Source organism: Belliella aquatica, from assembly GCF_014637795.1.
In the GTDB taxonomy this organism is placed as follows: Bacteria; Bacteroidota; Bacteroidia; order Cytophagales; family Cyclobacteriaceae; genus Belliella; species Belliella aquatica.
This window is the reverse complement of the sequence record NZ_BMFD01000007.1, coordinates 60,604-83,206: the sequence shown is the minus strand read 5'-3', so window position 1 is coordinate 83,206 and position 22,603 is coordinate 60,604. Positions and strand designations below refer to the sequence as shown.

Below are 22,603 nucleotides of genomic sequence, written 5' to 3'. Positions count from 1 at the left end.
TTGCTTGATATCACCTCAAACCCTGTAAGCTTCTAGCTTCCAGGGTTTTTTTGTGTTATTTATTATCTATTTTTACTTTTTCCATTTTAACGTTTATCACAATAAACCATCTCTTATTTTAAGCATCATATCGGTTGACCTAACCCAATTCACTCCTTCTATTTCTAAACCTTTCAACAATTTCTTATCACCTGTCCAGAGTGGAGAATCTAATTCTAACGAAAGAGCAACAAATGGAGCATCAAATTCATCCATATTTTTTATGAGCTCAATTGCTTTTTCCCATGTGAATTGTCTTATTGATTCCAAATCGATAAAATCTATTTTTTTGTAAATACTATTTTTCAAAAAAGTTAGTTCCTTTACCGAAAAACCAGAAAGTGTTAAAAGTTTTTTCTGATGCTTCTCAAGTTCTTCCAACAAATATGAAGGCGCATAAAAATCAAATATATTAGTTGAGTTCAGGAGGATATCAGAGATTTTTCCTTTTGGGCTTAATAGTCCGCTAAAAATTATATTTGTATCAACAACAATGTTCACTTTATAAGCCGACTTTTATTTGAATTCCACCATGATGATTTTGATTCGGCTGATGCTTTATCTATTTGATCTTGTGAAGCCTTACTTTTGGATGCTATTTCTCGATATTTCACATAGTCTAAAATTCGCTGAAGACCAATCAAATCTGTATCTGAAGATACTCTGATCAATATTTCCTTATTTGTTCTCTCAATTTCCATATTTAAATATATCTATAAATATCAATCTATCCTATTTTTATAATCCCCTCAAAACTAAGGGAAGAACTAGCAAATGTCTTAGTATAAACATTCCCTCAATCCATCTTTTATATGTTTACGTAAATTCTGGAATTCAGATTTTCATTTCTTTTTCCTCGCCCCTTTTTCTTGAACTATTCCACTTTAACTTATTTTTCTTTTTTAACCTTTTCCCTGCCATTATTACTCTTTTCTTAATTTCCGCGAGGCCTCGAGGTAGAAACCAGAGAAAAGAGATTTGCAATCCCGCGCTACAATTCATAATCACTATTGTATAGAAACTGAACAATAAAACTGTTCGGTATTGAAACAAAGATTATTTTGTGATATTTGTCAAATAATTGATAATCAGTATTTTAATTCTTGTTTTTTCTCTTGGCATTGGTTTTTCATAGTGCTCTGTACAAATAACTCAGACACAATAAATTTCTAAACCAATGAAAATTTCTATCCAAGTTTTTACCATCTTTTTTGCCTTCCTTTTGGGTGTGAGCAACGTAGCAGCAAAAGAGATTGCCGTGATCCAAGGCCAAGTGAAGGATCAAAAGGGAGAAGTGCTTCCATTCGCTAACGTGATGTTGGTGGATGCGGAGTCTGAAAATATGATTACCGGCGCCGTGACTGATGAGTCCGGAAATTTTACTCTAGAATCAGCCCGTTCGGGAAATGTGAAGCTGATGGTTTCTTCTATCGGATATGAAACTTTCAAATCTGAAGCTTTTATGATGAAAGCAGGCGAAAAGAAAGATTTTGGTGCAGTGACAGTAACAGAAGAAATTGCTGCCTTAGGTGAAGTGACTGTCCGGGCAAACCGTCCTGAAGTCATCATTGAACCAGATAAAACCACCGTCAATATAGAAGGAACTGTCATGGCTGAAGGCAATACAGCACTTGATGTGATCGGTAGGTCTCCAGGAGTCTATGTCGATCAAGATGGCAATATCAATCTCAATGGTCGGTCAGGCGTCACCGTCATGATCAATGACAGACAAACCTACATGAGTGCAGATGACTTGGCAAACTTCCTCAGAGCCATGCCTGCCGACAACATCAAAAGCTTGGAAATCATCAATAATCCAACTTCAAGATTCGATGCAGAAGGTGGTGCAGGAGTGATCAATATCAAGTTGAAGAAAAGCAATCTGGATGGAGTATTCGGAAACGTGCAGGTAGGAGGTCAGTATAATGGTCAGTATGCCCCTAATACAGGCGTCACTATCAATGCCAAAAAAGGAAAATGGACAAACAATGCCAGTTTGAATTACAGTGAATATGCTGTATTCAACGACCTTGAAATCAACAGAAATTTCCAATTGGATGAAGGGATTTCCAACTTTGATCAAAACAGTAGAATCACGACCAGAAACAAAAGTTTGTTTTTCAGTGGAGGATCTGACTATGAAATCAATAAAAATCATAGTGTAGGTGTGAGTGTTCAAGCTTCAGGCTCTAATGGCGTGGATGTCAGCGATGCCTTGACCGAAGTTTCTAATCCTGGGACAACGGACAGAAATTTCTTAAGGTCATTGAATGACAGTGAAAATAAAAGTCAGAGATTCTTCACCAATCTCCACTATGTTGGCATGTTGGATACTTTGGGAACAAAGCTTACCGCAGATTTTGACTTCACCAATATGCATTCTGATGCATCGGCTGTCTTGTCGAATGCTTATTGGCTCAATCAAAATGAAGATCAAGCTTCGATGGATAGAATCCGCAACTTGAATAATATGGATTATAACATATTCACCGCAAAAGCGGATTTTGTGAAGCCTTTTGGGAAGGGAAGAGTTTTGGAGACAGGGGTAAAAGGAAGCTGGGTGAAATCTGACAACAACCTTGATTTGGCACGTGCTGTCGAAGAAGAACCATATATGCCCGACCCTAGTAGTAATCGATTTATATACAGAGAAAATGTACTGGCAGCTTATGCTTCCTACAAAAGTAAGTTTTCCGAAAAAGTAAGTTTCCAAGCTGGATTGAGAGGGGAATACTCAGATATTTTGGGCACTTCGGTGACTTTGGAACAAGAAAATGAACAAAAATACTTCAACCTTTTCCCAAGTGTCTTCATACAGCATAAAGTGAGCAAGGATTATCAAATCGTGTACAATGCCAACAGAAGAATCACCAGACCAAACTATCGCTTACTCAATCCTTTTGTGTTCTACATTGATCCGCTGACAACCGAACGAGGGAATCCAAACCTCAGACCTCAGTATGCGCACAACTTGGAAATGAATCATATCATCAAAGGAGCTTATCAATTCAGCTTAAGCTATGCGCTGACTACAGATGTTTTCCAGCAGATCTTTGAGCAGGACGAGGAGTCAAGAACGACGACCACCTTTACTTCGAACCTAGATAGATCACAGAATTTGAATTTCAGGGCGATTGTTCCAGTAGAAATCACGCCATGGTGGAATACAAACAATATGGTTCAGGCTAATTATTCAAAGTGGAAGTCGATGATTGGTGATGCTTTATTGGATGTCTCTCAGGTGTCTTACATGATGCGAAGTCAGCATAACTTTATCTTACCGAAGGGCTTCAAAGCAGAATTAATTGGGATGTATATGGGACCGATGCTTTGGGGTCAGGCCACTATCGGAGCCATGGGTGGATTGGATGCAGGAATTACCAAGTCATTTGCAAAGGATAAGTTTACGCTGACTGTCAACGGAACAGATTTACTGAGAACTCAGGTCATCAGAGCGAATGTCAACTTTGAGCAAATTGATACTTCTTTCAGACAATATCGCAGCAACCAAGGCGTAAGGTTGACATTAAGATACAAATTTGCCCAAGGCGAAAGCTTCAGAATTTCCAACCGAAGTGGAAGTACTGAGGAAAGAGACAGGTTGAATTAATGGGGAAGTTGTTAATTCATAATAGCTAGAAAAAATAGATTGGATTAGGTTAATAAAAGGGAGGTTAACTCCGGAAATCAAACATGCCCCAAGGGTTCCTTGGGGCTTTGTTTTTAAAATACCCAATAATCTAGCATGTGGGGTCTTTCGTTAACCCAAATCAAGTCTAATCTTCCATTGCTTGTCCACAAGAAAGTGTGCTGAATGGATTTGACAGAATCTAAAGGTGCTAAATGTGAAGAAGCAGATAAACTAAACAAATTCCTTAAACTGTAAGACCCCGGATATTTATTTTTATAACTAACCAGGTTTAGCCTACTTAAATTGATTTCTTCAAGAGTAACATCAATTTCCCTTAAATCATAGATGCTGATATGTTTGAGCAGATTATTTTTTTCAGTTAAGTACAAGGTCTTTTTTTCATTCAAATAATCATTGAAATTGATTTCAGATCTACTATTATTTAGCGTTAATCCCAGATTTTTGACAGCATTTCCTTTTAGTAAGCTGTCTAAACTAAAGCCTTGGATCTCAACAGATGATTTTTCAAAGCTTTCGGCTATTTCTTCAATTACTATTCCGTCAGTATCTTTCATGTACCAAGCGGGAGTGTCATTTTCAGCAAATCCGTATTTATGAATATAATTTTCGAAGTTTTGATCGTCTTGATAATTTTCATCAACCTCAATAGTAGAGTTGTTGTTGTTTTCCTTAGATGAACATGATGCAATAAGGAAGAAGAGTAAGATGATTGATATATTTTTCATTTAATAAAGCTCTATTTTAATTTTCAAATGACCTTTCGTCACATCAATAGGATTATAAGTGATTTCTATTTCGTTATGATACCAATCACTGCGGATCACGCGATCAATTTTTCCCGCTTCAAGTTTAAGGTTTCGATTGATCATGAAATCTCCATTTACTTCTCCTTTGATGGTTAGAATAGAGGTTACAATTCTTTTTGGATCAGTTTTATATTGAATGACTTGAGATTGTGAAACATCTTCGATTTTTTGAAATCCTCTAATCTCTTTAGCCCAAAAAAGAGAAATTGAGATAAAGACAATAAAAGTAATTGTGAATATTAATTTTTTCGAGCTTTTTTTCATTTTCAACTTTAGTTAAACCAAATAGAAGTTCATACCCCCTAGTGATTTCCAAACTCCCTCAATTTTTTCATAAATAACTAGCTTTGGGCCAACGCAGGGATCTGGAAAACAAACTGACTGCGCGTAAATAATTGCATACTTATAGTTTTTAGTAAAAATTGGTCTAGAAAGCTTTTCATAATATGTAAACTTATTCATTTCCTCGGTAATGTAAATAGGTCCTCCTCTTTTTACATTTTCCTCTAAGGAAGTAATCATTTTGTCAATTCTTTCCTTTGGTACAAGACTAATCTGCGGATGTAGTTGATTAGGCAAGAACTTATAAGGTTTGGCATTTTCAAGACATATATGCTCAATATCTTTTTCTGTATAGATTTTTGATAAATCAATACTCTTAGGTACTGCGTGATTAAAGAGTTCTTTTAGCCAGAAAAGATTACAATTCTTTTCGAATTCATTACCTTCCCACTCCAATACCGCATCTTGTACAAGATAAATAGAATCTCCTCTCGCTATTTTTTTTTCAAAAATTGTCTCGAGCAATGCAGATATCTCTTCTTGTTCCCTAGATTGGCAGGAAGCACACCCAATTACGGCAATGAGTACTTTTAATAATGTTTTCATATCAATCACATGCGTTTAAAGCTTTTGGCGTAGTAATTACATTGGTATACCCACCTTCGGAATTATTAACTTCTCTAAGAATAGATTCACCCTTAATCTCAGCATGAATCCTATCTTATATTATTTTTTTGTCAGAATCTAAGCTCTTCATCATATCACAGACAGGGGCTTTAGCCCTGTCATCTTCGTAGAAAACATCGGGTATATCAAATCTAAAAGGGGCGTTAGCCCTGACATCTTTCTGTGCTGATTCTGAATGATAAACCTCAAGCAATTCCAATTGCTTGAGGTTTATCATTATAAAACATCTTCTAATCAAAAACCTATCTCCCCGTCCCTCCATTAATGGTACTCCCGAAGAAAATCGCATTCATAAACAATTTGTTGGTGCCAAACCAGAATGCTCTGAAATTGGGATTATCTACAAACCCGATCACTCGACCTCGTCCAACTGTAGCTACACGAATGGCAGCTGAATCTTTCATCTGCTCTAGATTACTAGGATGAACATAGCCACTTGCCAAGGGATCTGAAGTGTAGATCATTGGGTTTGCATAAGGGTTGTCAGCAGGAATCATAAATTGATTTCCACTTCTGAAAGTAAATAAATCAGGACTTGTATAGCCATATCCTAGTGGATGTGTGATATCAAGTTTGACATTGAAGATTGCTCCGCCTGTCACTCTTGCTCCGGTAGCATTACTGTAATCGGCATAAGGTTTTTGAATTGCGCTTTCTTCCTTTAGATCTTCTGAATCAACTTTGAACTTGAAAGAACCGATTTCATTTTGATCCAACCAATTCAAAGCTGAACCTCGAGCGATCAATGTCCCACCAGCGCTTACCCAGTCTTTCAATTTTTCGGCACCTGATTTTCCTAAACTGTAATAACTCCCATTTGGAAGGATGATCGTATTGTATCGATTAATATCTGTTCCATTGAATCTATCCATAGGCATTAGCGTGATCGGCATTTCATACCTTTGATCAAGCAAATGCCAGATTTCTCCAGCTTCACTGCTCGAAACACCTCCATCTACCAGCATTGCGATACTTGGTTTGTTCAATACATCAAGGCTTGGAGATCCCACATTGACTCCTTTGGTGTAGCCACTACTGATGGCATAGATTTCTACGCCTGAGGTTTTGGCAGTTGCTTGGAGATCATTATAAAACTCCTGATCGCTTACTTTTGACAATCCCTTGCTGATGAAGATGCTTCCTCTTTTGAATTTGACTTCACCCTCAGCTTCCATCTCGGCATGACTTGCGCGGACTAGATAGCCTTTGTCCATTAACTCATAAGCAGCTTTTGGCGCGTAATATTCAGTCCATTCAAAAGCATAGGCATAAGCGCCTGCATCACCGATAACCTTCCCTTCTGGAAGTTTCAAGCTTTTATCGACTTGCTCTACATTGGCCAAATTGAGAATTCGACTACTCAAAGCCATATTGTTAATATTAAATGCCATGGGCATCGTCCACGCGGACACATCGTAGAAAAGACTGTCTGCAAAACTTGTCCTTGTTTCAAAAATCCCTTTGATCAACCTGTATTGGGGTTGGTTGAGTGGAACGATATAGGCTTTGTCTTTTTTGAATTCCATTCCGTTGACTGAGATGTCTTCTTTCAAGCTAAAGACATCAATGTCATGCTGCAATATGATGTCAGCCAAGTGGAAAATTTTTCCACCATCTTCTGCAGCTCCAAAAATATAGGCTTTGTTGGTATCTACATCGGACTCAGATTTTGCCTCTGCATAAAAGTCTTTGAGGTATTTGTTCATTTCCTCACGCATCTCTACGGCGGCTTCGAAGGAAGAAAGTGTGGTTGTAAATTGATTTTTGATCGTAAACTCAAATCTCACAGGACCATAAATGCTTTCCTGAAGGTGTCCTCGCGAAGAGGCTTGCTCAAATAGTATCCCAATCGAACCTTGTACATCAGGATAGGTGGAGCCTTTTCCGTAATAGAAGTCATCGAAATCCTCCTGACTGTAATAAAGTGAGCCAATATTATCAAGGTACTTGGCATGATACTGCCCGATTTTCTCAGTCAATTCAAAGTTCTTCTTTGGGGTCAAAGGGTGATTTCTCGAAGGTACTCCAGGTTGGAAAAAGTAGGTGCTGTTGGTTCCCATTTCATGAAAATCAAGCTGAATATTGGGCAACCAATCTTGGATCACTGCCACGCGATTTCTTGATTCAGGATGCTGTACTGGTAACCAATCTCTATTCAAGTCAAACCAATAATGGTTAGTTCTTCCTCTAGGCCAAGGTTCATTCAGTTCTCTATTGACAGGGTCGCCGTTTGGAACATAGCTCTTGTGGGAATTTACCCAAGAAGCAAATCTATTGACTCCATCAGGATTCAAAGCAGGATCAATCAAAATGATAACATCTTCCAAATCTGATTCAATTTCATTGGCCGCAGCGAAGTGATAGGCAGCTAGCAAAGAAGTATTCACCGCAGAAGGTTCATTGCCATGAACAGAATAACCTGCGTAAACGACAATGGGCATATCTTTGATATTTACAGACGCATTTGGCTTACGGAGTTTTTTTCTTTCTGCTTTGATTTTATCTATCTGATTGTGATTCGATGGACTTGTGATGGTCAGAGTGAGCTGTGGTCTTTGCTCGTATGTTTTTCCGATTTCTTGGATCGTTACCCGATCGGAGGCAGCCGCAAGGGTTTTCATGTACATAACCACCTGATCGTAGGAAGCATGCCATTCACCGACCTCAAATCCCAACACTTCCTTAGGTGTAGGGACCGCTGGATTGTAGGTGTGGTTTTCGGGAAGATAATATTGGAGATCAATTTGCGCGAAACTTACCGTAGTAATAAAGCTAAGGAACAGGAATAAACTTCTTTTAAACATCATATTTGAATTATTTTATGCTTGTAATTAGAGTGATTTAAACTATTTTTAGTAGATTCGTTTTCTTCTTTTTTCATTTTAAATAAAAGAACATGGAATTTATAACACCTTCTTCTATGTCAGGCTTCATTCCAAACGCCATTTTGCTTACGATGGTACTTTATGGAATACTTTGGATTTGGAGTTTGGTAGATTTACTAAAGTCCGAATTTACGGATAATTCAATAAAGATGCTTTGGTTGCTACTTCTGGTTTTTCTGAATCCTGTAGCACCATTCCTTTACGGTCATTTTGCTAGAAAACAAAAACTGAGATACAGATGAATTTATCATTTATAGGAGGTATAAGTCCCGGAAGTTTTATATTGATTCTCTTTTCGATAGTAGCTTTTGCTTTTTTCGTCTTTTGGATCATTACTTTAGTGGATATAGTCAGGTCTAATTTCAAAGATCCAAATATGAAGCTGATTTGGATTCTCATTGTCTTATTTGCTAATTTCCTTGGGGTGATTATCTATTGGATTATTGCACCAAATCAGAAAAACAATAATTTCAATCAATTTAATCACTTTAAATAGATCCGATGACTTTACCTATTGTGATCGTAGGCTTGTTGCTCATGTTGTTTTGGGTAATAACGCTATCTGACGCATTCGAGTCAAAATTTAAAGATTCGGATATGAAAGTGGTTTGGATTTTGGTTATCATTTTTACCAAACCTTTTGGAGCAATTTTCTATTGGATCATAGCGCCAAAACAAAAAGTAAATAATCTTCCACCTATAAAATAAATACTATGTTTGGATTAGGAATAGTAGGCCTTTTGATTTACGCCTACACGATTTATGATGTGTTGACAAGAAAATTCGGTGGTGGAGGAAATGACAAAATCGTATGGATACTGGTAGTGTTGTTTTTGCCACTTCTTGGTACCATTCTTTGGTTTCTCTTCGGTAGGAAGGGGACTTCTTAATACAGTTAGTTTCTCGCAAAGTCAGGGTAGGAGCGGAGTTATGTTTTTTTTATAATCCGCTACGGCGGACGAGTTCTACAAAGTGATAAAGTGTGGACATTACTTTATTATTCTAAATCTTCTTCAAAAATTTTTAACCACGAAGAGCACCAAGTTTTCACAAAGGGCACAAAGCTTTTTTACTCTGCAGATCAACAAAATCTCGCTACTCCATCAACCTTAAAACCTTAAAACTTTCCAACCTTAAAATTATTTCTTAGCTACCCCACCAACTTTGAAACTTTTTTACCTTAAAACCTTACAACCAACTATTTAAAAGTCTTCTCCAGCGCTTCTTCGATGCTCGGATATCGGAACTGGAAACCAGCGGCTTCTATTTTTTTGGAACTTGCTTTGTTTCCTCCAAGGACCATCAGTGCCATTTCCCCTAAGATAATTTTCAACAAAAATGCAGGAACACCAACACCAACAAACAGCTTATTGATTTTCTTAGCAGCACTTTGAGTGAGTGTTCTGTTTGTTACTGGTTTTGGGCCTACGGCATTGAACACACCTGATAAGGATTCATTTTCTATTGCAAAGACAAACATCCTCGCCAAATCCTCAATCTGTATCCAACTCATCCATTGGTCACCCGAACCCAATGGAGCGGCAACAGGTGGCTTGAGCATTTCTTTAAGCGCTCCACCAGATTCATCCAGCACGATACCGATTCGCAACATGACCGTTCTCAAACCATGATTTTCTAGTTTTTTGCTTTCATTTTCCCAAGCGATGACCACTTGAGCCAAGAAATCATCCCCCGCAGGACTGTTTTCTGTGATCACATCATTCCCTGTGCTAAATCCATAGTACCCAACAGCACTAGCTGCGATAAATGAACTCGGTTTGTTTTCTGCCTTGGAAATAGCTTCAGCCAAGATTTGAGTGGAATGTGTTCGGCTATGAAGAATCGCTTGCTTTCTCTTGGCCGTCCAGCGGCTATCTGCCACACCTTCGCCTGCCAAGTGGATGACAGCGTCAGCCCATTCAATGGCTTCTTGGTCGATTTGCATCGCATCTACATCCCAAGAAAATGATTTTTGTTTGTACTTATCAGGAGATCGGCTAAGCCACGCGACTGCATGTCCTTTCGCTTCTAAATGTGCTGTGATTCGTTTTCCTACCAATCCAGATCCTCCTGTGATCAAAATGTTTTTCATGTTTTGCTGGTTTACTTTTCCTAGTTAAAATAATCAATTAAGGGTGTCTTTGTTTTAATAATTAAAAGTTAGGCATTATTATTTTGATAAAAAAGGAAAGGCTAAGGTTAGCTTTGGAAGCATTATTTTCTATTTTTGTCCTACTTAGGTGATGGGGTTCCACCTTCAACCGCCCATTTTTGGTGCTGATGACTCCTACTTCAACTTTCATTTTCTTTCTAATCGGGATTTCTCGATGGAAGATTTCACCTTTATCTCTTGTTGGAGTGGGCTATGGCATATTTAAAAATTAAAGAGTTTTCAAAAGAAGAGTTTTTCCCGAGTTTAGAGTTTACCATCAAATGGCTTTTGATAGCCGCGGTGATCGGATTATTGGCAGGTTCTGCATCAGCAGTATTTTTGGTTTCCCTGCATTGGGTTACCGAATATAGGGAGGCCAATATTTGGATCATTGCGCTATTGCCTTTGGGCGGATTGCTAATTGGCTGGACATACCATCAATATGGTCAGAATGTCGTCAAGGGGAACAACCAACTCTTGGAGGAATTCTATAATCCACAGCAAACCATCCCACTTAGAATGGCTCCTTTGGTGCTTTTCGGAACGCTAGTGACACATCTTTTTGGGGGTTCGGCAGGACGAGAGGGTACGGCGGTGCAGATGGGGGGCGCCATAGCGGATCAGTTTACGAAGTGGTTTAAGCTCAAAAAAGAAGACCGTAGAATATTGATTACCATTGGAGTGGCAGCAGGTTTTGCTTCTGTATTTGGGACACCCTTAGCGGGGGCAGTTTTTGCTTTGGAGTGGTTGGTCATTGGAAGAATCCGCTATGAAGCGATTTTGCCAGCTTTTATCGGCGCATTTGTAGCACATTATGCCTGTGCGGAATTATGGCAAGTCCACCATACTCAATACGAAATCCCTATTTTACCCAACCTCAATTTGATCAATTTGCTATGGATTATTCCTGCTGGAATATGCTTTGGTTTGGGGGGAAGATTATTTGCAAAAGCGACACATTTTTGGAGTGAAATATTCAAAAAATATATCAAATACCCACCCTTGAGACCTGTGGTTGGGGGCGTTTTGGTTGCTTTGCTTGTATTTGTAATGGGGACGACGAAGTACATTGGATTGGGTGTGCCGACAATTGTGGAGGCTTTTTCAGAGGATTTGCCTTGGTATGATTTTTTAGCAAAAATTGGAATGACATCCTTAACTCTCGGGGCAGGTTTCAAAGGGGGAGAAGTAACGCCATTATTCTACACCGGCGCCACCTTAGGAAATGCACTAGCTTTCTTGATTCCCTTGCCTGTTGCACTTTTGGCAGGAATGGGTTTTGTGGGAGTTTTCTCGGGAGCTACCAATACGCCGCTTGCTTGTACGCTAATGGGTATAGAACTCTTTGGTGCTGAGTCTGGAATTTTTATAGGAATAGCTTGTGTGACCGCCTATATCTTCAGCGGACACTCAGGAATATACAATTCCCAAATCATCGGCTCACCCAAAAGCAAGTTGAGAATGGGGCAGAAAGGAAATAAAATAGGGGATTAGATGAGAAATAAGAATTAAGAGATACGATGCAAGAATCAAGACTTGACTTTGGTAGCATGACTTTGATTTTTTGTATAGAGGAATAAAGAATATATCCCTTACATAGACTATGTTGGTTTGATTGTTTTATGTTTACCGCAAAGGGCACGAAGGATCGTGGAGGAATTGGATCAATTTTCAATTTATTATACATACAAGCTATATTGAGATATTTAACCCTTATGGGACTGCCTAGCGTCTTACTGGGTTGAACTTTTTCTTAGCTGCAGAGGTGGCATTGATCCAAAATCCCAAAAAGTAAATCCCACTACATTCCCAGCTTACCCCTGTTCAAATAAGAGGGAAAATCTTTTGAAAATTGCTTATTCTTACATTTTTGTATCAAATAAGCATGTTGTAATGTGCCTATTTTTACATGCAATTTAATAGTATGGTGACGTTCATTAAAAAATGATTTATAAGAAACACTTGTAACTACTTTATAATAATTTTGAAAAAAATAGACGATTAATAGCTTGTGTTTTCACTAAGGATCATGCAGGCATCTAATAAATTGTAATTTTCTTTATAAATTAAATTACCGCTTTTACCTTACCCTACAATTTAATCAGACGGAAACTTTTATCGATATTTTTATGTAGATTTGATTAGGAAGTTTTGAATAAAATTATGAAAACAGCATTAAAAATAGATTTAACATTTGAACAAGTAATTTCTATTGTTAAACAGCTTTCCACGAAGCAAAAACTTGAGCTTTCGAAGGAATTGGAAAAAGAAGCTATTAATAGTAAGTTATCTCTTCTCCTTAAAACATTTAAATCCGACGAAATCGATTTGAATGTAGTCAATGAAGAAGTAGAAAGTGTTAGGCAAGAAATATATGATAACAAAAAGCGTTAGAGTTATTTTTGACACCAACGTGTGGATTAGTTTTTTGATTGGAAAGCGACTATCAAGAATTAAGAATTTCATTTCCAATGGTAAAATCATAATTATAATCACACCGCAGCTTTTAAATGAAATTGAATTAGTTACGACTCGTGAAAAACTTAAAAAATATTTCCCAAAGCAAAGTGTTCAGGACTTGTTAGACCTTTTGGAAACAGTTGGAGAATTAATTGAAATCAAGCCTATAAATTTTTCATGTAGAGATCCTAAGGACAATTTTTTGTTAGATTTAATTGAATTTTCAAATGCAAATTTTTTGATTACTGGTGACAAAGACTTATTAGAGCAAAATCCTTTTAAAAACGCTCGAATTTTATCCCCAAACGATTTTGAGATTGAATTAGATAAATTCACTTCAAATACATGATAAATCGAATTCCTTAATTTTATTAAATTATTTCCCCCTCCGCTTCCTCAACTTATACTTCCATTTTGCTCGAGAATATTTGGGAATGGAGCGAAAAGATTGGAGAATAATCAAAACCAAAATCAAAGCCGTCACTCCAAAGACCACATCAAAGCTAAAACCTGTATCCAAAAGAATCCCATAAAGCGCGGGACCAACAGCCGAACTCAAAACCATCAAGGAGGTAAACAGACTCCTCACCGTCCCGATATATTTTTGCCCAAAAAACTCCACTTGCAGTGCTGCTATGGTGGCATTTCCAAAACCAGTCGATAGTCCAATCAAAACCATATAAACATACATAGTCACTGGAGATTGGCCAAACCAAATCACAAATATCCCCATCAGAAATGGAATCAAATAGAATGGAAAGAAAGTCCTAGCCCTATATTTATCGATCAAAGGACCTGCTGTCAGGATGCTCACCGTACTTGAAATAGCATAAGCGGTCAGCCCTGCCGCGATTACTCCAACGCTCCATCCTTTGAACTCTACGATTGGGAATTGATAAAAGAAAAGTCCTGTAATAGCAAATGGGATAAAAAAGATATTGGGAGCCAAAAGCAAAAATGCTTTGGACTTCATGATATCTCTCTGCCTTACTTTGACAGTTTTTTTGTCCTTTTGAGCATCCGAAATCCCCTCCATACTCTCAGACACCAAATGCTTCGGCTTCACTACAAAAAGCGTGTAGCCCGTCACAATCACAGCGACCAAACTGGCATTAATCCACAATGATTCCCTCCAACCGATCTGCGTGATTACCAAGAGAATGATTGCTGGCAATACCGCCTGACCAAGCGGATGCCCCAAGGAAGCCAAGGAGATGGCCTTTCCTCTATTTTCTACAAAATATCGCGACATAGTCGTGATCGCAATGTGAGAATACAAACCTTGGCCTGCGAGCCTCAATCCCAAAAATGCAATTGGGATATACCACCATGATTGAGCAAAACTGAAAAATACCAAAGCCACTAAAAACAGAAAAGTAGTAACCAAAGTGAATTTTTTTAGAGAAATGGTATCGATCAATTTCCCAACTTTTGGCAGCATTGCTGCGGATGCAATCGTCGCTACACCATAAAATGTACTGATCAGTCCATTGGAAAGTGCAAATTCCTCAATCAAAAATGGAATGTAGAGTGCAAGTAAAAAAGTCTGCCCAAAACTGGACAGCGCTGTCATCATGATGCCGAAAAACACCATAACTTTGTGCTTTTGAATAAATTGAAAATAATTCACTGGAATAGATAGGTTTGAAATTCCTTGTAAGGTACGGACAATTTACAAAAAGCGTCTTCGAATCTACTTTTTCAGACTTCATCAGCAAAGAGGCTATCTCTTGGAATTAGCTACCCTCAGTAAAAAATTATAAACTGTTTTTCAACTTTCAACAGATCGATCGTATCTCTTTATTTGGTTTTTTTATTTCAAATCAGAATAAATAATGTGTTATTTTGAATGAATTGTTACCATCGGCTTTTGAGTCCTTGATAGAATGTGTAAATTTGAGGAATAATTAGCTGTAAAGATTAACGGAATTTAAGGTTGTGATTTTTTGAACGCACGAAGGCCTCAGCACAACGCACCAAACCCGCTGCCAAAAAAAGGCATTCAATCGAATATGACTCTAAGGAATGTCAGCTAAATTATAGTGAATTCGAGAAATAAATAAAAATATGGATACAGAATCAGAAGTTCAAGCAGCCCCGACGACTACAATACAAAATAAAGTACTCCTTGTCTCTTATGACAAGCAAACAACGCTAGCCAAAAAGCTCGCTCAGTCTGCTGATGAAGTTGGAGAACTTGTACTGGAAGAGGCGCCGGAAGATAGAATATTCAATTTCACTTCTTTGAAGCCTGCCATTGATCAGGCCAAAGAACAAGGTTACAATATCATCGTAGCGGTAGAACCTGAGGATAACAAAGTCTCTTTGGTTGTGAAAAAAGGAGGCGTTGCTGGCGCATTTATGGTACTGAATGTACATCAAGTAGCCGCCGTATTACTTCAAGATTGGATTAAATCTGAAAAGTATGCTGGGATGCAACTGTTGAAGTCTATTCTGATGTCTGATTTGCTTGATGTGGTAGCGCGAAAAGGCAATGTGCAGACCATAGATCAGGTAGTTCCTCTTGGAGGTTTGGAGCCAATGTTCAAAGAAACCAATGCCAAATTTGCCGATGCGCCTGTTGCTGGATTCAATATAGATCAGCAAGTAATGCATTCTGATTTGAGTTTTGAAGATATGGTAGAGCAATTGGTGATCTTAGAAGGAGTTCAGAGATTAAAGGATCTGACTATTTACGATGCACTTCTTGAAGTATATTACTACAACGGCTTTTTCAAAGAGAAAGCAGTGGCGATTGACCTAAGCTTGGACATCCACAGAAAGCAGTTGAATAAGTTCATGTCAGAAGTCAGAAAGAGTCCAAAATTCTTAGAGGAGATTTTCTCCGTGAGTGCAGTGACAGATTTCAATAAAGGCGTGAAAAAGAATATCTTGACTGATAAAGTCTATCAGTACCCAATTTCAGGAACGAATATTCTAAAAATCGAAACAGTAGAAGGAGTAAGTATTTCTCTTGTACCTTCTGAAGATAAATTGACTTATTACATCTCCGTAAGAGAGTCTGTCAATACTCCAGAGCGATTTGAGATGGCGAATAAAGCTTTAGATCAAGAGATCTTCAAACTTGTTCAGTATTTCAATAAGAAAATATAAGTTTCAAAATGAACTTTGACGCCAATACAAAAGGAAGACTGATCTCAATGAGTCTTCCTTTTTTTTATACCCATAATTCTTACCGCTTTCGTGCTCTAATCAGGCGATTCTGCCGAATGATGGAGATCAAATCTCAATTGCCCTCAAGTGATGACTTGGGGAATTGGAGTGGATATGACTATGCGCTAACATGGGAAGGGATTGAATTTTAACCAGTTTTTCTAAAAACCACAACTCTTTTTTGATCGGTATATTCCAGCTTGAGTTTGTATTTTAAAGCTATCCACATAAAAGTTTTTTCAGAATAAAGACTAACATGTGTAGCATCCTTGATATAATACCAATCATTGATTTTATTTAAACCAGGGTGGATTTCAGTCATCATAGAAAGGTACCCGCCTACTTTTAAAAGCCCAAGGATTTTCTCAAATTCTTGATTTGGGTGAAAGAAATGTTCTACACATTCTGTAGCAAAAATAAAGTCATAGGATTTTTCCTTGATCCCTTCGGGAAAGAAAAAAGGATCATAATTATCACAGGAGATTTGATAAGATTGAAGGATGTAATTGATAGCTGGGCCTGGACCACAACCAAAATCCAAAGCTTGGAGATTTGGCAGTAGATGGGTCTCGATAGGATCAATGGCTCTTTTCAAAAATGAAACATAACCATCATGCTGTGGGCCATTTTGATGCAGTAGATAGTGTTTTTTCTCTCCTAATCCAGTAAAGGAGGCTTTTGGCGCTCTAAAGATTAGATCACATACCAAACAATGTGTAAATTCTCCTTTGAACGCAAAGTTTTGATTAGGTGATAAACAAAGTGGACAGCTGTAAAACATTTGTTAAAATTGAAGAAAAAAAATAACACAACAGCAGCATTCCAAAGAACAAATTGTCTTTTGCTTCTAAAAAGAGTAGCTTTGCGACTTCTTTTCACCAAATCACAAGCCTAAGCAATGACTTGTACTCCACCCTGAAACATATTTTTTATGTTAGATCACCCCTTTTCAATTGATTAGGAGGGTGATTATGTACCTTTTATTTACCGCTTCCTATTAAATTTATAAAGTTATGACACAGATGTTTTATCGCCTATTTAAACCCACGCAGGCAAATCTGAAAGACGAAGTATTATCCGGCTTGACTGTAGCCTTGGCCTTGGTGCCTGAAGCAGTTGCATTTTCATTGATAGCGGGAGTGAGTCCGCTGATTGGATTATATACCGCATTTATTATTGGTTTGATTACCTCAATTTTAGGAGGTAGACCGGGGATGATCTCAGGGGCGACTGGAGCAATCGCAGTGGTCGTAATAGCGCTTATTGCTCAGCATGGTGTTGAGTATCTCTTTGCAGCAGTGGTTTTGATGGGCTTGATCCAAATTTTGGTTGGTGTCTTGAAACTTGGGAAATTGATCAGACTGGTTCCACACCCTGTAATGTTCGGTTTTGTGAATGGGCTGGCAATTGTAATTGCGATGTCTCAATTTGATCAATTCAAATTCACCACGGCTGAAGGTGTAGTAGAATGGATGACAGGTAGCCCACTTTACATCATGATTGGCCTGGTGGCTTTGACCATGGTCATCATTAAGTTCTTGCCAAAGTTGACCACCGCAGTGCCATCTGCTTTGGTAGCGATCTTGACAATCTCGTTGATTGTGATTTTTGGAGGGGTTGATACCCGTACTGTTGGTGATTTGGCTTCGATCAGTGGAGGATTACCAGAGTTTCATTTGCCTGTAGTTCCCTTAAACTGGGAGACTTTGATGATCATTTTGCCTTACTCTGCGATTATGGCTGGGGTGGGTTTGATTGAGAGCTTGCTGACCTTGACTTTGATTGATGAGATCACAGAAACTAGAGGTCATGGTAATAAGGAGTGTGTAGCGCAAGGAGTGGCGAATCTTACCACAGGCTTCTTTGGTGGTATGGGCGGCTGTGCGATGATTGGTCAGTCTTTGATCAATGTGAACGCAGGCGGTAGAAACAGAATTTCTGGAATCATTGCCTCTGTGGGACTTTTGGTATTCATTCTTTTCCTTTCTACTTATATAGAAATGGTTCCAATGGCTGCATTGGTGGGGCTGATGTTTATGGTTGCAATTGGTACTTTTGAATGGGCGTCTTTGAAGGTTTTCAGGAAAGTGCCTTTTCATGATGTTTTGGTTATGGTGATTGTAACCTTAGTGACAGTATTCTTACATAATCTTGCCCTGGCTGTGTTGATTGGTGTGATTATTTCAGCTTTGGTATTTGCTTGGCAAAATGCTAAAATGATCCGTACAAGAAAACGTGTAGACGAAAATGGCGTCAAGCATTATGAAGTTTTTGGACCTTTGTTTTTTGCATCGGCGTTGACTTTTGGACAGAAGTTCGATCCAACCAATGATCCTGATGAAATCGTCATTGATTTTGCCGAGAGTAGAATTGTCGATCACTCAGGGATAGATGCTGTTCATAAGGTAACTGAGCGATATGAGAAACTAGGAAAGACTGTCTATATCCGTCATTTGAATACTTCTAGTAAGGTTTTGTTGGAAAAAGCAGAAAAAATCATCAATGTTAATTACACTGATGATGACCCAAGTTTCAAAATTATTGTAGATTAGAGGTTTAATTTTAATCCTTAATATCAACCAACGCTAATGTCCGCTTTGTCAATTTTACCAATCAAAAGAAAGTTACAAAGTCAATGGAAGTCTTTGAGATTTAATCTCAGCGCTTCCAATAATCCAATCTTTCTTGGGTTTTATAAATACTTCTACAACCCAAAGGAAGGCAGTTTGAGCGGGTTTTTGAATGCTTATTCTTTATCAAAAAAGGAATTTACAGTAATTCAAATCGGTGCCAATGACGGAATTACGCATGACCCTATTCATAAATTCATCAAAAGAGACAATTGGAAGGGTGTTCTTTTGGAACCTCAATCGGGTGTATTTCATCAATTTTTAAAAAAAATCTATGCGAAAAACAAAGGGATAGTGACCCTTTGTGCTGCAATAGGCGAGGAGGATGGCTTTTTACCAATTTATAAAATTGCTTTCTCAGACATGCGATGGGCGACCGGTTTGACATCTTTTTCCAAGGAGAAAATTGAAGACGCTTTTCAAAATGGAATTGTCGAAATCAATTGTTCAAAGTTTGGGATTGAAATTCCTCAAGATAAAAGCAAATGGATCAGCGAAGAAAATGTTGAAGTCATTTCTCCTAAAACCTTGTTAAAGAAATTTGGAATTGGAAAAATAGATCTCCTGCAGATTGATGCGGAAGGTTATGATTTAGAAGTTATTAGGATATTTGATATTGAAAATACCAATCCAGAAGCCATCATATTTGAAAATGTTGGTTTAGAGGAATCTGACTATCAAACCTATCTCAAAAAATTGAGAGATGCAGGTTACAATACGAGAAAGTTTGGACCAAATACATTGGCTCTAAAAAAAGAGAATATACAATTCCAAAAATATTTTGCATGATGAATAATGAAATGGTATCAGTCGTCATTCCATGCTACAATCAGGGGAAGTATCTAAGGGAAACAGTCGATTCTGTATTGACTTCTACTTATAGACCGCTTGAAATCATCATCGTCAATGATGGTTCCACTGATGATTCCTTGCTGATCGCCGAGCAGCTTAAAAAGGCTCACGCAGAAATCAATGTCATCGACCAAAAAAACGGAGGTGTTGCAAAAGCAAGAAATACAGGTGTCAAAGCTGCATCAGGAGAAATAATTCTACCATTGGATGGGGATGATAAAATAGCTCCTGAATACATAGAAAAGGCCATTGATACACTAAGAAATAAGCCAAGCGTAAAAGTAGTGTACTGCAAGGCAGTGAAATTCTCTGAGGCAGGGGAGAAGTTTTGGAAATTAAAGCCCTTTTCTAGCTATCAGCTTGCGCGTGACAACATGATTTTTGTTGCTTCCTTATTCAGAAAGCAGGATTTTGAAGCAGTTGGAGGATTTTCAGAGGATATGGTGATGGGTAGAGAAGACTGGGAATTTTGGATCAAAATGCTCAAAAATGGGGGGGAAGTCGTGCAGCTTCCATTTATCGGTTTTTACTATAGAATGACTCCCGAAAGTAAAAGGAAAAAGACTGGGACCAATACGAAGAAAAGACAGCGAATAGCTTATTTGAATGCCAAACATGCAGATTTTTTTGAGCGAGAACTCAATGGACCACTCAGGTTTCAGCGTACTTGGTCAAAGCCTTATAATACTTTAATGAAATGGCTTGGTAAATGAAAATAGAGACAGTCATTTTTAAGACAGTCTCTATTTATTCTAGTTTGAATTGGGATTTATTCGATTGATTGTGGCTTAGTCTTTATCTAAAAGAAAAGCTTATTATTTTTTATGATTATCCGCTTTGTTACTAGTAGCGATTTGTAATATTGTATGAAGTTCATTCAATCAGCTATTGTCTGTTGACACTTGTACGTTTAGAGAACTATTATCAGCAAGTCAATAAGTAAAATTTTCGTAGACAGATGTCATAGCAGATAATCATAAATTTTAAAATAGAAATCTCCAAGTCAAATTCAGAGGTCTTATATTCTCTACATTACGTGCCTTCAGTGGTGAGTGGAATTGATAAGTAACTCCAAAACTTGAAGCGTTGAGGATTTCCAGTTTTTTGAAATAATTGCCTTTAAAACCAAGCATTAATTCCGCTTGAAGATTGAATGTGCTGGCTACGTTAGATAAATTGATAGATTCATTTTGATCATTTTCTCTGTATGTGAAGGTGGTACTTAGGTTATATCCACCTTTCAATCCCGTTTGAAGGAAAATATTGCTCGTTTCTTTGCTGCTGTTATCTTTAAAATAAATTCTTGTTTGAGCTGAAAGATTTAAACTGTTTTGGAATACTCTAGTGAATTTGACTCCATCGGGAGCTTGCGTAAATGCTTGGTTGTTTTCATCCAAAATAGGGAAAAAATCAAGATCGTAAATTAATCTTTCTAATTCCAAACCTGTTACAAAAGAGACTCTTTTGTTGATTGGCATTTCTTTCATCAAGCCTATCTGTACATTGCTGTGTCCATCTTGGTAGAAGCTATTCGGCACTCCCCGTAGAAAGCTTACTCCAGCTCCAAAACTGAAGTAAGTTTGAGATCTATAAGGTTTTTTAGAGGTGAGCTCAATATTTTGAGCTTTTAGAGTCTGGCTCAGATTAAAGATTACGATGATCAATAATGCTTTGCTTAATTTAATCTTTTTCATTTTTGTAGCTGTTTGTTTTACAACCGCAAAATTGGAATGAAACTACAAATCAAAAATTGACCTATGTTAAGAAGTGTCCTATCGCTCTTCAAAAAGTTTTTTCCTGATTCTACTCAATGACTCAGGTTTGATATTGAGATAGGAAGCCAGGTACTTTAAGGGTACTTGCGCTAAGTATATGGGGTGTTTTTCCATCAATCTGAGATACCTTTCTTGAGCAGATTCCGTCATCAAAGAAATTTCTCTTAGTTCTCTCCAGATGTAATACTGTTCCACAGCTGTCCTTCCAAACTTATTGCTTTCTGGATAATGCAGATAAAGTTCTTGCAGAAAATCGTAATGAATAGAGGCTAAAACACAATCATCCAATGCTTGAATGAAAAATCGAGAAGGTTCTTGTTGAATAAAGCTTGAATAAGAACAGCTAAACTCGTGCTGAAAGGAAAAGTCAAATGATTTTTCTTCTCCTTTTAGCATTAGATAATGTCTTGTACAGCCTGAAATCACAATGGAAAGAAACCTTTCATTTTCCCCTTCACTCAAGATAAAATCCCCTTTGTGGTATTTTCTAATTTTGAAGCCCTGCTTGAAAACCTCCCATTGCTCGTCTGTCAATGGCAAATAGTCATATAGTAATTCCCGAGCTTGAATGAGATGAAGCTTGTACTCATCATCTGAAAATGTTCTCTCCATAGAGGGTTGATGTTCAGTTTAATCTTCAAGATAAGCATTAACTTAACATAGATCAATTTTTAGGTTTGTTTGGTGCAATACCTTTGTCAAACAAACTAAATATAAAGACAAAATGAAAATTCAATTTAAGTTCGGGAATCTCAAAGGACTCAGTGTGATTGCTTACCTTCTGCTTTTTGGTGGAATATTACGAATCTTCTCAGGCCTCTATGACTTCTTTAAAATTCAATCAAAATTAGAACTCCTCGAAAAGTTTGACTTTTTGGTTCAGAATGCATTCTTATTTGGTCTAAACGGATTGATCTTATTCTTAATTCTTAAATGGATTGTCGTAAACTTAAAAGGGAAAGACTTTGAAATGAGCTTGAAATAATTAAAAATCATTCATAAGAATCCAAGACTTCATCATAAGCTTCTCGTCAAAGATCCTTAATTTCTTGTTTGATCAGAAGCTTGACATAATGCCGATTGCGCCTTTCTTTTTTGGCATCAGCTCTTTTTTCATTGCGCTTATCCACCACAATCTCACTCAAATCGTTCAAATCTTCGAGTTTCTTCACGTCATTGACAGAGGTTCTTTTTGGCATAAGTTTAAAA

26 protein-coding genes and 1 riboswitch are annotated in these 22,603 nt (G+C 37.7%); of the genes, 13 read left to right on the top strand and 13 right to left on the bottom strand.

Translation table 11 applies throughout. The features are described 5' to 3' along the window. Positions 1 to 96: 96 nt before the first annotated feature. Complete coding sequence (locus IEV57_RS11460; protein WP_188442904.1) at positions 97 to 540, bottom strand: PIN domain-containing protein; 444 nt, start codon at positions 538 to 540, stop codon at positions 97 to 99. Continuing rightward, positions 537 to 740: a hypothetical protein gene (locus IEV57_RS11455; RefSeq protein ID WP_188442902.1), complete on the bottom strand. Its 204-nt coding sequence runs from the start codon at positions 738 to 740 to the stop codon at positions 537 to 539. The genes IEV57_RS11460 and IEV57_RS11455 overlap by 4 nt, the downstream gene beginning before the upstream one ends. Positions 741 to 1,216: 476 nt before the next feature. Between IEV57_RS11455 and IEV57_RS11450 the strand changes: the two genes are divergently transcribed. After that, positions 1,217 to 3,649 (top strand): TonB-dependent receptor, encoded by a 2,433-nt coding sequence (locus tag IEV57_RS11450; RefSeq protein WP_188442900.1) that lies wholly within the window; start codon positions 1,217 to 1,219, stop codon positions 3,647 to 3,649. Between the two features lie 113 nt (positions 3,650 to 3,762). Here IEV57_RS11450 and IEV57_RS11445 read toward each other — a convergent pair whose 3' ends face one another. The 5 genes from IEV57_RS11445 to IEV57_RS11425 all read right to left on the bottom strand — a co-directional run bounded on the left by IEV57_RS11445 (position 3,763) and on the right by IEV57_RS11425 (position 8,273). Further along, positions 3,763 to 4,416, bottom strand: coding sequence for a hypothetical protein (locus tag IEV57_RS11445; protein ID WP_188442892.1), 654 nt, complete (start codon positions 4,414 to 4,416; stop codon positions 3,763 to 3,765). Beyond that, a complete protein-coding gene (locus IEV57_RS11440; protein ID WP_188442890.1) occupies positions 4,417 to 4,761 on the bottom strand; it encodes a hypothetical protein in 345 nt (114 codons plus the stop codon). Between the two features lie 12 nt (positions 4,762 to 4,773). After that, positions 4,774 to 5,385 carry a hypothetical protein gene (locus IEV57_RS11435; RefSeq protein WP_188442888.1) on the bottom strand — a complete coding sequence of 204 codons (612 nt, stop codon included), beginning with the start codon at positions 5,383 to 5,385 and terminating at the stop codon, positions 4,774 to 4,776. 115 nt (positions 5,386 to 5,500) lie between these two features. Continuing rightward, a complete protein-coding gene (locus IEV57_RS11430; protein ID WP_188442886.1) occupies positions 5,501 to 5,683 on the bottom strand; it encodes a hypothetical protein in 183 nt (60 codons plus the stop codon). 25 nt (positions 5,684 to 5,708) lie between these two features. Further along, entirely contained in the window at positions 5,709 to 8,273 is a 2,565-nt protein-coding gene (locus IEV57_RS11425) for a M14 family metallopeptidase (RefSeq protein WP_188442883.1), read from the bottom strand. 89 nt (positions 8,274 to 8,362) lie between these two features. Between IEV57_RS11425 and IEV57_RS11420 the strand changes: the two genes are divergently transcribed. The 4 genes from IEV57_RS11420 to IEV57_RS11405 are packed head-to-tail and all read left to right on the top strand — an operon-like array spanning position 8,363 to position 9,241. Then, the gene (locus IEV57_RS11420; protein ID WP_188442881.1) at positions 8,363 to 8,593 is read left to right on the top strand and encodes a PLDc N-terminal domain-containing protein; all 231 of its coding nucleotides are present in this window, start codon (positions 8,363 to 8,365) and stop codon (positions 8,591 to 8,593) included. Then, on the top strand, positions 8,590 to 8,847 hold the full coding sequence (locus IEV57_RS11415) for a PLDc N-terminal domain-containing protein (RefSeq protein WP_188442879.1): 258 nt from the start codon (positions 8,590 to 8,592) through the stop codon (positions 8,845 to 8,847). The genes IEV57_RS11420 and IEV57_RS11415 overlap by 4 nt, the downstream gene beginning before the upstream one ends. A gap of 5 nt (positions 8,848 to 8,852) precedes the next feature. Beyond that, positions 8,853 to 9,059 carry a PLDc N-terminal domain-containing protein gene (locus IEV57_RS11410; RefSeq protein ID WP_188442877.1) on the top strand — a complete coding sequence of 69 codons (207 nt, stop codon included), beginning with the start codon at positions 8,853 to 8,855 and terminating at the stop codon, positions 9,057 to 9,059. 5 nt (positions 9,060 to 9,064) lie between these two features. Further along, entirely contained in the window at positions 9,065 to 9,241 is a 177-nt protein-coding gene (locus IEV57_RS11405; RefSeq protein ID WP_014772112.1) for a PLDc N-terminal domain-containing protein, read from the top strand. Between the two features lie 308 nt (positions 9,242 to 9,549). Here the strand turns inward: IEV57_RS11405 and IEV57_RS11400 are convergent, their stop codons facing one another. After that, positions 9,550 to 10,443 carry a TIGR01777 family oxidoreductase gene (locus IEV57_RS11400; protein ID WP_188442875.1) on the bottom strand — a complete coding sequence of 298 codons (894 nt, stop codon included), beginning with the start codon at positions 10,441 to 10,443 and terminating at the stop codon, positions 9,550 to 9,552. 138 nt (positions 10,444 to 10,581) lie between these two features. After that, positions 10,582 to 10,648, top strand: a riboswitch (Fluoride riboswitch). A 68-nt stretch (positions 10,649 to 10,716) separates the two neighbouring features. On the opposite strand from IEV57_RS11400, the gene IEV57_RS11395 reads away from it, so the two are divergent. The 3 genes from IEV57_RS11395 to IEV57_RS11385 all read left to right on the top strand — a co-directional run bounded on the left by IEV57_RS11395 (position 10,717) and on the right by IEV57_RS11385 (position 13,312). Then, positions 10,717 to 11,997: a voltage-gated chloride channel family protein gene (locus tag IEV57_RS11395; protein WP_188442873.1), complete on the top strand. Its 1,281-nt coding sequence runs from the start codon at positions 10,717 to 10,719 to the stop codon at positions 11,995 to 11,997. Positions 11,998 to 12,666: 669 nt separating this feature from the next. Beyond that, positions 12,667 to 12,897, top strand: coding sequence for a type II toxin-antitoxin system VapB15 family antitoxin (vap15, locus tag IEV57_RS11390; protein WP_188442871.1), 231 nt, complete (start codon positions 12,667 to 12,669; stop codon positions 12,895 to 12,897). Next, positions 12,860 to 13,312, top strand: coding sequence for a putative toxin-antitoxin system toxin component, PIN family (locus IEV57_RS11385; protein ID WP_229744413.1), 453 nt, complete (start codon positions 12,860 to 12,862; stop codon positions 13,310 to 13,312). The genes vap15 and IEV57_RS11385 overlap by 38 nt, the downstream gene beginning before the upstream one ends. A gap of 27 nt (positions 13,313 to 13,339) precedes the next feature. Here IEV57_RS11385 and IEV57_RS11380 read toward each other — a convergent pair whose 3' ends face one another. After that, a complete protein-coding gene (locus tag IEV57_RS11380) occupies positions 13,340 to 14,557 on the bottom strand; it encodes an MFS transporter (RefSeq protein ID WP_188442869.1) in 1,218 nt (405 codons plus the stop codon). A gap of 473 nt (positions 14,558 to 15,030) precedes the next feature. Here IEV57_RS11380 and IEV57_RS11375 point away from each other — a divergent pair, with 473 nt between their 5' ends. Further along, positions 15,031 to 16,077, top strand: coding sequence for a hypothetical protein (locus IEV57_RS11375; protein WP_188442867.1), 1,047 nt, complete (start codon positions 15,031 to 15,033; stop codon positions 16,075 to 16,077). A 208-nt stretch (positions 16,078 to 16,285) separates the two neighbouring features. Here IEV57_RS11375 and IEV57_RS11370 read toward each other — a convergent pair whose 3' ends face one another. Next, the gene (locus IEV57_RS11370; protein ID WP_188442864.1) at positions 16,286 to 16,918 is read right to left on the bottom strand and encodes a methyltransferase domain-containing protein; all 633 of its coding nucleotides are present in this window, start codon (positions 16,916 to 16,918) and stop codon (positions 16,286 to 16,288) included. Positions 16,919 to 17,150: 232 nt separating this feature from the next. Between IEV57_RS11370 and IEV57_RS11365 the strand changes: the two genes are divergently transcribed. The 3 genes from IEV57_RS11365 to IEV57_RS11355 are packed head-to-tail and all read left to right on the top strand — an operon-like array spanning position 17,151 to position 20,332. Beyond that, entirely contained in the window at positions 17,151 to 18,689 is a 1,539-nt protein-coding gene (locus IEV57_RS11365) for a SulP family inorganic anion transporter (protein ID WP_188442862.1), read from the top strand. Between the two features lie 36 nt (positions 18,690 to 18,725). After that, the gene (locus tag IEV57_RS11360; protein ID WP_188442860.1) at positions 18,726 to 19,556 is read left to right on the top strand and encodes an FkbM family methyltransferase; all 831 of its coding nucleotides are present in this window, start codon (positions 18,726 to 18,728) and stop codon (positions 19,554 to 19,556) included. Continuing rightward, a complete protein-coding gene (locus IEV57_RS11355; RefSeq protein WP_229744412.1) occupies positions 19,553 to 20,332 on the top strand; it encodes a glycosyltransferase family 2 protein in 780 nt (259 codons plus the stop codon). Before IEV57_RS11360 ends, IEV57_RS11355 begins: the two co-directional genes overlap by 4 nt. A gap of 270 nt (positions 20,333 to 20,602) precedes the next feature. Here the strand turns inward: IEV57_RS11355 and IEV57_RS11350 are convergent, their stop codons facing one another. Together IEV57_RS11350 and IEV57_RS11345 are read right to left on the bottom strand one after the other, a co-directional pair. Next, a complete protein-coding gene (locus IEV57_RS11350; RefSeq protein ID WP_188442858.1) occupies positions 20,603 to 21,313 on the bottom strand; it encodes a porin family protein in 711 nt (236 codons plus the stop codon). Between the two features lie 78 nt (positions 21,314 to 21,391). Continuing rightward, entirely contained in the window at positions 21,392 to 22,006 is a 615-nt protein-coding gene (locus tag IEV57_RS11345) for a Crp/Fnr family transcriptional regulator (RefSeq protein WP_188442856.1), read from the bottom strand. A 112-nt stretch (positions 22,007 to 22,118) separates the two neighbouring features. Here IEV57_RS11345 and IEV57_RS11340 point away from each other — a divergent pair, with 112 nt between their 5' ends. Further along, the gene (locus tag IEV57_RS11340; protein WP_188442854.1) at positions 22,119 to 22,379 is read left to right on the top strand and encodes a hypothetical protein; all 261 of its coding nucleotides are present in this window, start codon (positions 22,119 to 22,121) and stop codon (positions 22,377 to 22,379) included. 46 nt (positions 22,380 to 22,425) lie between these two features. Here the strand turns inward: IEV57_RS11340 and IEV57_RS11335 are convergent, their stop codons facing one another. Continuing rightward, positions 22,426 to 22,593, bottom strand: a complete 168-nt coding sequence (locus IEV57_RS11335) for a hypothetical protein (protein ID WP_188442852.1) — start codon at positions 22,591 to 22,593, stop codon at positions 22,426 to 22,428. Positions 22,594 to 22,603: the final 10 nt, after the last annotated feature.

What these genes read in the sequence shown, in the direction of transcription:
- IEV57_RS11450 (WP_188442900.1), top strand. Translation starts at nt 1,217, where the DNA reads ATGAAAATTTCTATCCAAGTTTTTACCATCTTTTTTGCCTTCCTTTTG.
- IEV57_RS11335 (WP_188442852.1), bottom strand. Translation starts at nt 22,593, where the DNA reads ATGCCAAAAAGAACCTCTGTCAATGACGTGAAGAAACTCGAAGATTTG.
- IEV57_RS11440 (WP_188442890.1), bottom strand. Translation starts at nt 4,761, where the DNA reads ATGAAAAAAAGCTCGAAAAAATTAATATTCACAATTACTTTTATTGTC.
- IEV57_RS11340 (WP_188442854.1), top strand. Translation starts at nt 22,119, where the DNA reads ATGAAAATTCAATTTAAGTTCGGGAATCTCAAAGGACTCAGTGTGATT.
- IEV57_RS11380 (WP_188442869.1), bottom strand. Translation starts at nt 14,557, where the DNA reads ATGGTGTTTTTCGGCATCATGATGACAGCGCTGTCCAGTTTTGGGCAG.
- IEV57_RS11455 (WP_188442902.1), bottom strand. Translation starts at nt 740, where the DNA reads ATGGAAATTGAGAGAACAAATAAGGAAATATTGATCAGAGTATCTTCA.
- IEV57_RS11355 (WP_229744412.1), top strand. Translation starts at nt 19,553, where the DNA reads ATGATGAATAATGAAATGGTATCAGTCGTCATTCCATGCTACAATCAG.
- IEV57_RS11420 (WP_188442881.1), top strand. Translation starts at nt 8,363, where the DNA reads ATGGAATTTATAACACCTTCTTCTATGTCAGGCTTCATTCCAAACGCC.
- IEV57_RS11400 (WP_188442875.1), bottom strand. Translation starts at nt 10,443, where the DNA reads ATGAAAAACATTTTGATCACAGGAGGATCTGGATTGGTAGGAAAACGA.
- IEV57_RS11435 (WP_188442888.1), bottom strand. Translation starts at nt 5,385, where the DNA reads ATGAAAACATTATTAAAAGTACTCATTGCCGTAATTGGGTGTGCTTCC.
- IEV57_RS11425 (WP_188442883.1), bottom strand. Translation starts at nt 8,273, where the DNA reads ATGATGTTTAAAAGAAGTTTATTCCTGTTCCTTAGCTTTATTACTACG.
- IEV57_RS11350 (WP_188442858.1), bottom strand. Translation starts at nt 21,313, where the DNA reads ATGAAAAAGATTAAATTAAGCAAAGCATTATTGATCATCGTAATCTTT.
- IEV57_RS11445 (WP_188442892.1), bottom strand. Translation starts at nt 4,416, where the DNA reads ATGAAAAATATATCAATCATCTTACTCTTCTTCCTTATTGCATCATGT.
- IEV57_RS11365 (WP_188442862.1), top strand. Translation starts at nt 17,151, where the DNA reads ATGACACAGATGTTTTATCGCCTATTTAAACCCACGCAGGCAAATCTG.
- IEV57_RS11375 (WP_188442867.1), top strand. Translation starts at nt 15,031, where the DNA reads ATGGATACAGAATCAGAAGTTCAAGCAGCCCCGACGACTACAATACAA.
- IEV57_RS11395 (WP_188442873.1), top strand. Translation starts at nt 10,717, where the DNA reads ATGGCATATTTAAAAATTAAAGAGTTTTCAAAAGAAGAGTTTTTCCCG.
- vap15 (WP_188442871.1), top strand. Translation starts at nt 12,667, where the DNA reads ATGAAAACAGCATTAAAAATAGATTTAACATTTGAACAAGTAATTTCT.
- IEV57_RS11360 (WP_188442860.1), top strand. Translation starts at nt 18,726, where the DNA reads ATGTCCGCTTTGTCAATTTTACCAATCAAAAGAAAGTTACAAAGTCAA.
- IEV57_RS11415 (WP_188442879.1), top strand. Translation starts at nt 8,590, where the DNA reads ATGAATTTATCATTTATAGGAGGTATAAGTCCCGGAAGTTTTATATTG.
- IEV57_RS11370 (WP_188442864.1), bottom strand. Translation starts at nt 16,918, where the DNA reads ATGTTTTACAGCTGTCCACTTTGTTTATCACCTAATCAAAACTTTGCG.
- IEV57_RS11430 (WP_188442886.1), bottom strand. Translation starts at nt 5,683, where the DNA reads ATGATAAACCTCAAGCAATTGGAATTGCTTGAGGTTTATCATTCAGAA.
- IEV57_RS11345 (WP_188442856.1), bottom strand. Translation starts at nt 22,006, where the DNA reads ATGGAGAGAACATTTTCAGATGATGAGTACAAGCTTCATCTCATTCAA.
- IEV57_RS11410 (WP_188442877.1), top strand. Translation starts at nt 8,853, where the DNA reads ATGACTTTACCTATTGTGATCGTAGGCTTGTTGCTCATGTTGTTTTGG.
- IEV57_RS11405 (WP_014772112.1), top strand. Translation starts at nt 9,065, where the DNA reads ATGTTTGGATTAGGAATAGTAGGCCTTTTGATTTACGCCTACACGATT.